A 12,124-nucleotide genomic window follows, 5' to 3' on the forward strand; every position below is an offset into this window, starting at 1 on the left:
CGGTCCATTCCCCTCGCCGAGTCAGAGCGCGCCTGGACACCCCGGCCATTGTCGGCAGATCGAACCATCCACCGCCGAGCCGGGAATCGCCTCTGGAGCCCGGGTCACTCACTTAGGCACAGCGGCAGGTATGACTCCGGTCGGCGCGGCCCCCGCCACGGCACGCGCAGCATTCGGAGCAGCAGGTCTGCCCACGGCTCATCCTCTGGCGCGAACACCCCCCGACCGAGATGGGGCCGCAGGAACTCAGCAGTTTCCGCGTGCCGGGTCGTCTTCCAGGATTCCGCGGTGTGTGCACCCACGTACGCCGACTGCGCCGTCGCGGTCGCCGACCCCGTCCAGAACACCCAGGTTGCTGCACCAGCAGCGACCAGCTGCAGGTCGAACGGCACCCACCGGCCGTGAAAGACCGCATACGAGTCAAGCTGCCAGAGCTCGGGATCGAGTGCCAGCTCCTGGTGAAAGTCCACCCCCGGCGAGAGCGTTAGATCTGGCGTGCAACGCGCTAGCAGCCGCGCCAGGCTCGATGCCTGCGACGGCCCACCGTCCAGCTTGTTCTCGACCACCAGAACGATGTCGCCGCGCTCGTCGTACAGCGCAAGATCGGGTCCGAATGATGTCCAGATCGCTGCCGCGGTGAGAGGCCCATGGGCGGCCACTCGGCGGAGCACCTCCCGGCGCTGACCCGCCAGCAGCGCTGCGACCATCACCCGCCGCGTCGTGACCGAGCCATCCCGCAGCAACCTGTACAGCACCGCGGTTACGTAGTCCTCCGCCCGGCATGACCGAGCATGCCCGAACGCCGCCTGCACATCTCGCCACGTCGCGGTCCCCGACACGAGGTCCGACGGATCCGGCAGCTTCAACACGGCCAACACTCCCTCCCGGCGCAGGCCACAATGACCTGACCCGATGAGCGTGAGCCATGGAACGGCCCGAGACTTTTCCCGGCGCTATTCTGATCCGGTGGGCCGACGCCGCGCCGCGCCGCAGCTAGACGACGCCAGCGCCCTCGCAGCACTGCAGGCCGCCCACTCCACCGCAGCGGCGATAGCGCGTGAGCTCGCTGTCAGCGAACGATCGGTCCGGCGGGCCCTGGCCTACCACGACCTGAAGCCCGCACCAGGAGGCCGTCCTGTCCAGTATCCGCAGCTGGAAGCTTTGATAGGTGGAATCTCGCACGGACCGCGAGACCGTGCGCTGCCCGGCGAGCACCAGCGGGTTGCGAACAAGCTCACCGCGGAACTGAGCGCCAACGCCACGCGCCGCGGAGAAGCCCCACCGGCGCCAGTAGTAAAAGAGGCCGTCCGCCGCGCAGCCTCACGCCGGCTCAAAGGAAAGACGCGCAGGGCTTCAAGAAAATGGCCAGCAAGCTAAAAGACACGACGTTCGCTGCTGCGACCGCATTCGGCCCGTACCGCGTCCAATCGATGTCGATGTCGTTGCTGTGGAAGATGTCCGCATCGGCGTCTATCCGGTGTTCGCGTAGCACCGTGACGAGCATCCTCACCTACTCGCGCCATTCGCCATCAGCCCGATCAGCTAGGTCGACGTCCTCCGTCTTGCCTGCCGCATCACTCGCGTGGGACCAGCTCGCAAAAACACGGCGCGGGCGGGCGGGGTCCGGACGTTGATCCGCAGCCATGGGCGAACGCTAATGCCTCGACCCCCGCGCTCCCCTGCCGCCATGATGAATGCGTGTTCACGCATGTCATGGTCATTGGCTGGTGGCGGTGATGGGCTATGCCGACGATCCGGTGGAGTACGAGCGGCAGCTCCGGGCGAAGTTGTCGCCCGAGCGCATCCGGGCCACGCTTGCCTTCTCGGGTCTTTATCAGCTGACTCACGAGCTGATGAAGCAGACCGTCCTGGAGGACGTGAAGGCCTTCTTCGGCTATGTATCCGTGGGCGATGGCACCTGGTGGACCGGCGTGCAAGGACAAGCCGACTATCAGAGATCGGTACTTGACCTTGCACCCAAGAACCGGTTCACAGCGTCTTTGCTGTGGTTGCAAGCGATGGGAGCGCTGACCGGCGACCAGGTGACACGCCTTGACCAGATTGCCGCGCACAGGCACGACCTGACCCACGAGCTGCAGAAGTACCTGGTCGATGTTGACCACGAGCCTGACGTGGAACTGTTCACCGATGCTCTGACGATCCTGACAGCCATCCACCGGTTCTGGATCGAGGTCGAGCGAGACACGGGCGCATTCGAGGACCACGGTGACATCGACATCGACGATGTCGTGCCCCTCTCGCTGATGTTCCTACAGACCTGCATCGACGCATACCTCGATGGCCACGCGAAGGCCGAATGAGACCTGCGAGATTCCTTGGCCGTAAACACCCGAGCGATGGGAGTGCTGCGCGTCAGCTCCGCCGATGTTCGCGCCCAGCTGACCCAGCTGCGCGTCCAAAAAGGAACAAGATGCCGGGAGTGACCGGCGCGTCATCGCCCCGCGAGAGTCAGAACTGTCCCGGGCGTCTCGTGATACTGATCTTGATACTGCAGGCCGGGAATCTGAGCGCACCTGGACGCATCTGTATGCCGATGGACGATGTGCCGGATGAACCGAACGTGCAGCTCATCGCCTCGTGGGGCGTCTGGATGCCCTACAGACCTTCGGAGTTCAAGTCATCCGCCCGCTGACCGCTGTCAGTAGGAGCGCTCGAGCCACCACCTACTGAGGTCGACAGCGGACCGCGCCGACCGACGACGAGGGCTCACATGACCACTGCGAATCAGACCGAGGAAGTTGCGGTCGAGTCCCCCATGCTGCTGACGACACGTGATGCAGCCACCGTCCTGAGCATCAGCCGGACTACCCTTTACGGGCTCATCGCCGAGGGAGCAATCCGGCCTGTGCACATCGGTCGGAGCTGCCGTGTGTCCACAACCGAGCTCCGCCGCTATGTCGACCAGCTCCAGGCTGCGTCTTAGACCCAGTTGGGACCGGGCAGCAGGTCGCCACCCGGTACGCAGGGCGGCGTAGCAGAGGTGGAGTGACCGGCACGTGGGCAGACGCGCGAACGGCGAGGGGTCAGTTTTCAAGCAGGCCGACGGTCGATGGGTGGCTGAGGTCAGCTACCGCGACGAGCTCGGCAAGCTTCGGCGGCGACGGGTCTATGGATCCACGCAGACCGAGGCTCGCAGAAAGCAGCGAGTGGTCCGAGAGGCCTTACAACGAGGTACGCCGATCAAGCCGTCAACGACATCCGTCGCGAGCTGGATCGAGACCTGGATCAACGGCAGTCTTGCCGCCAGCGACAGACGTCAGTCCACGATCGACCTTTACACCGCCGTGGCACGCCGACACCTCGTCCCCGACCTCGGCCAGCGGAGACTGGACCATCTGCGTCCGTCCGACATTGAGGCCCTCGTGGTGGCCAAGCGCAAGGCCGGCCTGGCCCCCTCGACAGTCCGCACCATCTACACCGTCCTGCGGGCTGCGCTCGACATCGCCGTCCGTGACGGGCTCATGCAGAGCAATCCGGCCGTGGCAGTTCGCCGCCCGAGCATCGGCAGGCGCGAGGCCGACTTCCTGACACCGACTCAGGCCCGCAGCCTGCTGGACGCCCTCGAGGGTGAGCGGATCGAGCCGGTGATCCGACTCCTGCTCGCCACCGGCCTCAGGCGTGGTGAGGCCCTCGCCCTGCACTGGGCCGACATCGACCTCGAGAGCCGCATCCTGCGCATCCGCTGGACGCTCACGCGGACGTCCGTCGGCCTGGTGCTCGGCGAGCCGAAAACCGACAAGTCGCGTAGATCCGTCTCTCTTCCCGGCTCCGCGGTGGATCTGCTCCGAGAGCACAGGAGCAGGCAGGCGGATGAGCGTCGTCGCGCCGGCGACACGTGGGTCGAGCAGGACTTCGTGTTCACCACCGAGATCGGCACCCCACTCGAGCCGCGCAACGTCCTCAGGCGGTTCGGCGTCGTCGCCCGACGCGCCGGGTTGCCCGGGGCGCACCTGCACACCCTCCGCCACTCTGCGGCCAGCTTCCTGCTCGCCGCAGGCGTGCACATCAAGGTGGTGCAGGAACACCTCGGCCATTCGTCGTTCGCGATCACGGCCGACATCTACAGCCACGTCACCAGTGAGCAGAGCCGCGAGGCTGCCGACCATCTGGACCGTGCCGTCGACTGGTCCCGCCGAGAGGACGATGGCGACACCCCACCGCCCCCTGACGGCGGCCTGTGGCGCTAACCGCCTGAATGAACACCGGTTCGGTCGTCCGAGCCAGCCTGCAGGGACCTCAGGCCGTGCTCGCGAGGCCTGAGGGCCTCGCCCGGGGGACCCTGCGGCGCCGGACGGCCCGGTCAGCCTCGGCGGGTCTCGGAGGGGGTTCCACCCGCGTTGCTACACGCGTTGCTACACAGACGGCGAAGGCGGGCCGCCCGGTTCGGACGACCCGCCTTTGACCTGCTACTTCTCTGTCGGGCTGACAGGATTTGAACCTGCGACCCCTTGACCCCCAGTCAAGTGCGCTACCAAGCTGCGCTACAGCCCGAGCTCGCGACGCCGGGGCGTCGGTGAGCTGCGTCGGGAAGGTTACCCGACGCCGGAGCGGCTCCCGCGCGGGGGTCAGCCCTTCTTGAGGTCCCGGGCCTTGGACTCGCGGACCTTCACCGAGACCTCGATAGGGGTGCCCTCGAAGCCCCACTTCTCCCGCAGCTTGCGTTCCAGGAAGCGGCGGTAGCCGGCCTCGAGGAACCCGGTGGAGAACACCACGAACCGCGGCGGCCGGACGTCGGCCTGCGTGACGTACTTGATCTTCGGCGCTCGGCCGCCGCGGGCCGGGGGCGGGGTCTCCTGCACCAGCTGGCGCACGTAGCCGTTCAGCTCCGCCGTCGGCACGCGGAACTCCCAGGACTCCAGCGCCGACCGGAGGTGGTCGGCCAGCTTGTGCACCCCGCGGCCCTTGAGCGCGGAGATGTTGACCCGGTGCGCCCACTGGATGCGGGCCAGGTCGCGGCTGATCTCCTTCTCCAGCTGGGCGTGCCGGTCCTCGTCGAGGGTGTCCCACTTGTTGATCGCGATGACCAGCGCACGCCCGGCCTCGATGACCTGGGTGATGATCCGCTGGTCCTGCTCGCTGATCACCTCGTCGGCGGCCAGCAGCACGACGGCGACCTCGGCGGCCTCGATGGCGGCCTCCGTGCGCAGGCTGGCGTAGTACTCGGTGCCGCTCGCCGTCCCCACGCGCTTGCGCAGGCCGGCGGTGTCGACGAACTTCCAGTCCTCGCCGTCCAGCCGCACGATCGAGTCGACCGGGTCGACGGTGGTGCCGGCGACGGAGTCGACCACCGACCGCTCCTGCTTGGACAGCCGGTTGATCAGGCTCGACTTGCCCACGTTCGGCCGGCCCACCAGGGCCACCCGGCGCGGCCCGCCGACCTCCAGGGACTCCCGCGGCGCCTCGGGCATCGCGTCGAGCACCAGGTCCAGGAGGTCACCGGCGGAACGGCCGTGCAGCGCGCTGACCGGGTGCGGCTCCCCCAGCCCCAGCGACCACAGCTCGGCCGCACCGGCCTCGCTGCGCTCGTCGTCGACCTTGTTGGCGACCAGGATGACCGGCTGCTCGGAGCGCCGGAGCACCCGTGCGGCGGCCAGGTCGGTCTCGGTGACCCCGACCTGGGCGTCGACGACGAGGACGATGACGTCGGCGGTCTTCATCGCGTACTCGGCCTGCCGGGCGATGGAGGCGGCCATGCCGGCGGCCTTGGGCTCCCAGCCGCCGGTGTCGACGACGGTGAAGTTCTTGCCGTTCCACAGCGCCTCGTAGGCGATCCGGTCGCGGGTCACCCCGGGGGTGTCCTGGACGACGGCGGCGCGGCGGCCGAGGAACCGGTTGACCAGCGTCGACTTGCCCACGTTGGGGCGGCCGACGACGGCGACCACGGGCAGCGGTCCGGAGGTGGGGGTGCTCATGCTTCTGCTCTCTCGCGGGCCAGCTCGACGATCGCGGCGATCGTCTCGTGCCGTTCCCAGTGGGTGCTGTCGACGGTGACGGCGTCGGTGGCCGGGCGCAGCGGGGAGTCCGCGCGCGTGCTGTCGTAGGCGTCGCGGCGCCGCAGGTCCTCGGCGATCGCGGCGATGCGGGCGGGGTCGGTGACCCCCAGCTGGGCTGCCCGGCGCTCGGCGCGGGCCTCGGGGGCGGCGGTCAGGTAGACCTTCAGGGTCGCGTCGGGCAGCACGACGGTGCCGATGTCGCGGCCCTCGACGACGACCGCGGTCGCGTCGGCCACGAGCGCGCGCTGGGCGTCAACCAGCAACCGCCGGACGGCGGGGACGGCCGAGACCGGCGACACCGCGCGGGTGACCTCGGTGCTGCGGATCCGCTCGGTGACCTCGGCGCCGTCCACGGTGACCCGCTCGGTGGCCGCGTCGGTGCCGATGCCGATGGCCGCCCGGGTCACCGCGCGGGTGATGCCCTCGGCGTCGTCGAGGTCCACCCCGGCGTCCAGGACGGCGACGGTGGCGGCGCGGTACATGGCGCCGGTGTCCAGGTAGGCCGCACCCAGCTCGAGCGCGACGGCCCGGGCGACGCTGGACTTCCCCGTCCCCGAGGGCCCGTCGAGGGTGACCTGGCCGCTGAAGTGCGTCACTGGGCGATGTCCTTGCGCAGGGCGACCGCGCCGCGGAGGTACACGTGCTGCACCTCGGCGCGCGGGCGGTCGGTGGCCACGTGCGCCATCAGCCGCAGCACCCGGGGCAGGGCGTGCGGGACGGCGATCTCGGTGGCGCACATCAGCGGGACGTCGCCCAGCCCCAGCTCGCGGGCGGCCAGCGCGGGGAACTCGCTGACCAGGTCGGGGGTGGCGGTGAACAGGATGCTGATCAGGTCCTCCGACACCAGGCCGTTGCGGTCGATGACCGTCTGGACCAGCTCCCGGGTCGCCTCGAGCACCTGCTCGCGTTCGTCGGCGTCGACCTGCGTCGCACCCCGGATGGCTCGGACGGCCACGTGCACTCCTGTCTGTCGGCGTTCGGTCGAGTCTAGGGAGGCCCTACAGGCCGACGAGCTCCTGCAGCGCACCGATCTCGGCGCGCGAGAGCTTGCGGATGACCCCGGTCCGCATCCGGGCCAGCTCCACCGGGCCGACCTTGGTGCGGGTCAGCCGGGAGACCGGCAGACCGACCTCGGCCAGCAGCCGGCGGACGATGTGCTTGCGGCCCTCGTGCAGCACGACCTGGACGACGGACTGCCCGGCGTGCTGGTCGACCAGCTCGAAGCTGTCGACCTTGACCGGCCCGTCCTCGAGCTCGATGCCCGCGCGCAGCCGGCGGTCCAGGTCGCGGGCCACGGTGCCCGACACCTGCGCCAGGTAGGTCTTGGGCACCTCGTAGGAGGGGTGGGCCAGCCGGTGGGCCAGCTCGCCGTCGGTGGTGAGGATCAGCAGGCCCTCGGTGTCCTGGTCCAGCCGGCCCACGTGCACCAGGCCCTTGGCCAGGTCGCCGACCATGTCGCCGACGCAGGGCCGGCCGCGGTCGTCGCTCATCGCGGTGATGACGCCGAAGGGCTTGTTCATCGCGTAGGTGACCCGGTCGGTGCGGATCTCGATGCGGGCGCCGTCGACGGCGATGTGCGCCGTCCGCGGGTCGACCCGCATGCCCTGCACCAGCACGACCTTGCCGTCGACGGAGACCCGGCCTTCGTCGATCATGTCCTCGCAGACCCGGCGGGAGCCGACGCCGGCGCGGGCGAGCACCTTCTGCAGCCGCTCCCCCTGGCCGGGTTCGACCTCGGCGGGCTCGCGGTCCCCGGGGTGGGCGGGGGCCAGCTCCATGTCCTCGGACCAGACGCCGTGCTCGTCGCCCTGGCTGGGGTGGTCGGTGCTGCTGTCGGTCATCGGGTCCTTCTACTACGAATCGGGTCGCTCGGCGATCACGGCGCGGGTCTCGGGCAGCAGCGGACCGAGCTCGGGGAGCTCGTCGAGCCCGGTGAGGCCCAGCCGTTCGAGGAAGAGCGGGGTGGTGGCGTACAGCCCCCCACCGCTGTCGGGGTCGGTCCCGCACTCGTGCACCAGACCCCGGGACACCAATGTACGCACCACCGCGTCGACGCCGACCCCGCGGATGGCCGAGACCCGCGCCCGGGTGACCGGCTGGCGGTAGGCGATGACGGCGAGGGTCTCCAGCGCGGCCTGGGTGAGGCGGCTGCGCTGGCCGTCGGTGAGGTACCGCTCGACCACCGGCGCGTGCTCCTCGCGGGTGTAGAGCCGCCAGCCCTCCCCCACCCGGCGCAGCACCAGCCCGGCGCCCCGCGCGTCGTACTCCTCGCCCAGCTCGCGCAGCCCGTCGCGCACCCGGCCGACGGTGCAGCGCAGCGCCGCCGCCAGGGTCGCCTCGTCGACGGGGGTGTCCACGACGAACAGCAGCGCCTCCAGACCTCCGCGCAGCGCCTCCGGGTCGGCGGCCGGCTCGTCGTCGTCCTCCTCCGGGGCGGTCGACTCCTCGACGGGGACGTCGTCCAGGGACGGCAGGTCCTCCAGCGGGACGGCGGGACGCTCCGGCGGGGCCTCGGGCTCGGACCACTCCCCCGGGTCGGCGGGCGCCTGCTCGGGCGCGGGGGCCGGTGCCGCGTCGAAGGAGCGGGCGAGCTCGGCGGCGACGGCGTCCCAGTCGTGCTCGGCCGTGGGTGCCTCGTCCTCGGCGGCGGAGATCTCGGCGGCCAGCCGGTCCCACGCGATGGGGTCGCGGTCGCTCACAGGTCGTCCACGACCGGGTCGGCGGTCTCCCCCGGCAGCCGGCCACCGACCAGCCGCGGCCCGGTCCAGGAGACGGTCAGCTCGCCCAGCGGCGTCTCCTGCGCGACGTCCACGAGCTGCTGGCGGTAGAGCTCCAGCAGCACCAGGAACCGGGCGACCACCTCGAGGGTGTGCGCGGCGTCGGCGGTGAGCGCGGCGAAGGTGACCCGGCCGCGCTCGGCGACCCGGCGGCGGACCAGCAGCAGCTGCTGGCCCACGTCGACGGTGGAGGTGTGCAGGTGGGTGGTGTCCACCGTCGGCGGCGGCTTGGGGGTCAGCGCCTGCCGGGCCAGGGCGGCGAACTGCTCGGGGGTGACGCCGAGCAGCACCTCGGGCAGCAGCGCGGCGAACCGCGGCTCCAGGGCGACGTCACGGGGGTGACGGCGGGCCGCCTCCGCCTCCCGCTCGCGCAGGAAGCCGGTGACCTGCTGGTAGGCCCGGTACTGCAGCAGCCGGGCGAACAGCAGGTCCCGGGCCTCCAGGACGGCGAGGTCCTCCTCGTCGTCGACCTCGGCGGCGGGCAGCAGCCGGGCGGCCTTGAGGTCGAGCAGGGTGGCCGCGACCAGCAGGAACTCCGAGGCCTGGTCCAGGTCGAGCTCGTCGCCCAGGCCGTGCAGGTGGGCGATGAAGTCGTCGGTGACCTGGGACAGCGCGATCTCGGTGACGTCGAGCTGGTGCTTGCCGATCAGCTGCAGCAGCAGGTCGAAGGGGCCCTCGAAGTTGGTCAGCCGGACGCGGAACCGCCCGTCGCCGGGTTCGGCGACGGGCGGTTCCGCCAGGCTGGTCACACGGTGCAGGCTACTTCTGCAGGCGCTGGACCAGGACGGAGTTCTCGCCGTGGGCGTCGAGGTCGGCCAGCAGGACGGCGACGGCCTCCCGCACGATCCGGCCGCGGTCGGCCACCACGCCGTGATCCCCGCGCAGGGTCAGCCGCGCTGTCTCCAGCGCGAGCAGCTCCTCCGCCGAGCAGTAGACGGTGATCTTCTCCTCGTGCTTGACCCGGGTGCGGCCGCGGCCGCTGGTGGGCAGCGTCCGCAGCGCGGCCAGCTCGTCGCGGGCCTCGCCGTGGATGAGCTGGAACGGCGTCGCCGGGACGGCGTCCTGCGGGGGCAGCACGGGCTCCGCCGTCCGCTTGGCGTTGCCGCGCAGCGACGGGGAGGCCGCGGCGGCGGCCAGGGTGGGCAGCGTCGAGACCGGGGCGGTCTCGGCGGGCTCGGCGGCAGCGGCGGCGTCGGTGCGCCGGAAGAACAGCTCGCTCGCGCCGGGGAGGACGGGGCGTCGCGTCACAGTGCCAGGACCTCCTTGGCCAGGTCTCGGTAGGCCTGCGCACCGGTGGAGGTCGACGCCCAGGTGGTGATGGGCTGCCCGGCGACCGTGGTCTCCGGGAAGCGGACGGTGCGGGTGATCACGGTCTGGAAGACCGTGTCGCCGAAGGCCTCGACGACCCGGCTGAAGACCTCGCGGGCGTGCACGGTCCGCGAGTCGTACATCGTGGCGAGGATGCCGTCGACCTCCAGGGAGGGGTTCAGCCGCTCCTTGACCTTGTCGATGGTGTCCACCAGCAGGGCCACGCCGCGCAGCGAGAAGAACTCGCACTCCAGCGGGATGATCACGCCCTGCGCCGCGGTGAGCGCGTTGACGGTCAGCAGGCCGAGCGAGGGCTGGCAGTCGATGAGCACGTAGTCGTACTCCTGGCGCACCTCGGCCAGCACGCGCAGCAGCGACTGCTCGCGGGCGACCTCGCTGACCAGCTGCACCTCGGCGGCGGACAGGTCGATGTTCGACGGCGCCAGGTCCAGGCCGCGCACGTGCCCGACGTTGCGGACGATGACGTCGCGCAGCGTGGTGTGCCGCTCCATGAGCGCGTTGTAGACGGTGCGCTCGAGCTGCTGGGACTGGATGCCCAGGCCCACCGACAGCGCGCCCTGCGGGTCCAGGTCCACCAGGAGCACGCGGCGGCCGTGCTCGACCAGGGCGGCACCCAGGTTGATGGTCGAGGTGGTCTTGCCGACCCCGCCCTTCTGGTTGCACATCGCCACGATGCGGGCGGGCCCGTGCCGGTCCAGCGGCTTGGGGGTGGGCAGCGGACGCTGCCGGGCCTTCGCCGGGTCCACCCGGCCGGCGGGGGCGCCCATCTCCACCTCCGCATCCGCGTACGGGTGCGCGACGGCGGAGCTCGTCACGACGGGTGTCGCCATCCTCGGTGCCTCTTCCGGTCGGGTGCGTCTGCGGGGAGGACGCTTTGTCGACTTGTCGTCCTCCGACCCATCCATCGGCAGTTCTCGCCGGTGCCGTGACCTCGCTCCGCCCCGCCCGTCACACGCGGAACAACGAGGAGGTCAGCGCAGCGCGCGGGGATGGCTGGTCGCGTAGACCTCGCGCAACCGGTCCACGGTCACCAGCGTGTAGACCTGCGTGGTGGTCACCGAGGCGTGGCCGAGCAGCTCCTGCACCACGCGGACGTCGGCGCCGCCGTCGAGCAGGTGGGTGGCGAAGGAGTGCCGCAGCGTGTGCGGTGACAGGTCGGCCAGCTCGGCCAGGCCGGCGCGCTCGGCCGCCGTCCGCAGCACCGCCCAGGCCGACTGCCGGGACAGCCGCCCGCCCCGGGAGTTGAGGAACAGCGCACCGCGGGCCGACCGGCCGGTGGCCAGCGCGGGCCGGGCCCGGACCAGGTAGTCCTGCACCGCGCGGACGGCGTAGCTGCCCACCGGCACCACCCGGTGCTTGCCGCCCTTGCCCGCCAGCCGGACGACGCCGGCGGTGCCGTCCAGGTCGTCGACGTCCAGCCCGACGGCCTCGGAGATGCGGGCGCCGGTGCCGTAGAGCACCTCCAGCAGCGCCCGGTCGCGGACCGGCCGCGGGCCCTCGCCGTCCCCGGCGGCGGCCAGCAGCGCCTCGACCTGCTCGACGGTGATCGCCTTCGGCAGCCGGCGGTCCGGGGTCGGCGGGCGCACCTCGGCGGCGACGTCGTCGCCGACCAGCCCGTCGAGCAGCGCGAACCGGTGCAGCCCGCGGACGGCGACGACGGCCCGCGCCGCGGAGGACGCCGACAGCGGCGGGTGCTCCTCGTCGCCGGTGCGCAGCGCCACCAGGAACGCCGCGACGTCGCTGTCGGCCACCTCGGCGAACCCGCGGACGCCGGCCGCCTCGAGGAAGCCGGTGTAGCGGCGCAGGTCCCGCCGGTAGGAGCTGATCGTGTTCGCGGCCAGCCCGCGCTCGACGGTGAGGTGGTCCAGGTAGCCGGTGACCACGCGCTGCACCGGCGGCCCGGGGGCGCGCGCGGTCAGCGAGGTCACCACCCCACTCCACCCGATGCGCCGCGGCCGGTGTGGCTGACACGCCGTCCCGGCCGCCGCCGGTGAGGATCGACGC

The 12,124-nt window shown here is 71.2% G+C and carries 13 protein-coding genes and 1 tRNA gene; 3 read left to right on the forward strand and 11 right to left on the reverse strand.

All coding sequences use genetic code 11. From position 1 onward, the window contains the following. Positions 1-104: 104 nt before the first annotated feature. Positions 105-869, reverse strand: a complete 765-nt coding sequence (locus BM158_RS19665) for a hypothetical protein (RefSeq protein ID WP_131802089.1) — start codon at positions 867-869, stop codon at positions 105-107. A gap of 858 nt (positions 870-1,727) precedes the next feature. Here BM158_RS19665 and BM158_RS19680 point away from each other — a divergent pair. The 3 genes from BM158_RS19680 (at position 1,728) to BM158_RS19690 (ending at position 4,208) form a co-directional block, all read left to right on the forward strand. Next, positions 1,728-2,321, forward strand: a complete 594-nt coding sequence (locus BM158_RS19680; protein WP_091563667.1) for a hypothetical protein — start codon at positions 1,728-1,730, stop codon at positions 2,319-2,321. Positions 2,322-2,776: 455 nt separating this feature from the next. Then, positions 2,777-2,944 carry a helix-turn-helix domain-containing protein gene (locus BM158_RS22900; protein WP_423221525.1) on the forward strand — a complete coding sequence of 56 codons (168 nt, stop codon included), beginning with the start codon at positions 2,777-2,779 and terminating at the stop codon, positions 2,942-2,944. Between the two features lie 130 nt (positions 2,945-3,074). Beyond that, positions 3,075-4,208, forward strand: a complete 1,134-nt coding sequence (locus BM158_RS19690) for a tyrosine-type recombinase/integrase (protein ID WP_131802090.1) — start codon at positions 3,075-3,077, stop codon at positions 4,206-4,208. 230 nt (positions 4,209-4,438) lie between these two features. Here BM158_RS19690 and BM158_RS19695 read toward each other — a convergent pair. From BM158_RS19695 to xerD, 10 genes are all read right to left on the reverse strand, one after another. Continuing rightward, positions 4,439-4,512 (reverse strand) — tRNA-Pro (locus tag BM158_RS19695). A gap of 74 nt (positions 4,513-4,586) precedes the next feature. Then, positions 4,587-5,933, reverse strand: a complete 1,347-nt coding sequence (gene der / locus BM158_RS19700; protein WP_091563674.1) for a ribosome biogenesis GTPase Der — start codon at positions 5,931-5,933, stop codon at positions 4,587-4,589. Beyond that, positions 5,930-6,610 (reverse strand): (d)CMP kinase, encoded by a 681-nt coding sequence (gene cmk, locus BM158_RS19705; RefSeq protein WP_091563676.1) that lies wholly within the window; start codon positions 6,608-6,610, stop codon positions 5,930-5,932. Before cmk ends, der begins: the two co-directional genes overlap by 4 nt. Continuing rightward, the gene (gene aroH, locus BM158_RS19710) at positions 6,607-6,969 is read right to left on the reverse strand and encodes a chorismate mutase (RefSeq protein ID WP_091563678.1); all 363 of its coding nucleotides are present in this window, start codon (positions 6,967-6,969) and stop codon (positions 6,607-6,609) included. Before aroH ends, cmk begins: the two co-directional genes overlap by 4 nt. A 43-nt stretch (positions 6,970-7,012) precedes the next feature. Further along, a complete protein-coding gene (locus BM158_RS19715) occupies positions 7,013-7,855 on the reverse strand; it encodes a pseudouridine synthase (RefSeq protein WP_229827352.1) in 843 nt (280 codons plus the stop codon). Between the two features lie 12 nt (positions 7,856-7,867). Then, positions 7,868-8,713: an SMC-Scp complex subunit ScpB gene (gene scpB / locus BM158_RS19720; RefSeq protein ID WP_091563681.1), complete on the reverse strand. Its 846-nt coding sequence runs from the start codon at positions 8,711-8,713 to the stop codon at positions 7,868-7,870. Then, complete coding sequence (locus tag BM158_RS19725; protein WP_229827351.1) at positions 8,710-9,540, reverse strand: segregation and condensation protein A; 831 nt, start codon at positions 9,538-9,540, stop codon at positions 8,710-8,712. Before BM158_RS19725 ends, scpB begins: the two co-directional genes overlap by 4 nt. A 10-nt stretch (positions 9,541-9,550) precedes the next feature. Next, entirely contained in the window at positions 9,551-10,039 is a 489-nt protein-coding gene (locus BM158_RS22140; RefSeq protein ID WP_091563685.1) for a hypothetical protein, read from the reverse strand. Further along, positions 10,036-10,950, reverse strand: a complete 915-nt coding sequence (locus BM158_RS19735; protein ID WP_091069342.1) for a ParA family protein — start codon at positions 10,948-10,950, stop codon at positions 10,036-10,038. Before BM158_RS19735 ends, BM158_RS22140 begins: the two co-directional genes overlap by 4 nt. Positions 10,951-11,091: 141 nt before the next feature. After that, positions 11,092-12,048 carry a site-specific tyrosine recombinase XerD gene (gene xerD, locus BM158_RS19740; RefSeq protein WP_229827350.1) on the reverse strand — a complete coding sequence of 319 codons (957 nt, stop codon included), beginning with the start codon at positions 12,046-12,048 and terminating at the stop codon, positions 11,092-11,094. Between the last annotated feature and the right edge of the window lie 76 nt (positions 12,049-12,124).

Origin of the sequence: Klenkia taihuensis, assembly GCF_900112525.1 — a bacterium.
In the GTDB taxonomy this organism is placed as follows: domain Bacteria; phylum Actinomycetota; class Actinomycetes; order Mycobacteriales; family Geodermatophilaceae; genus Klenkia; species Klenkia taihuensis.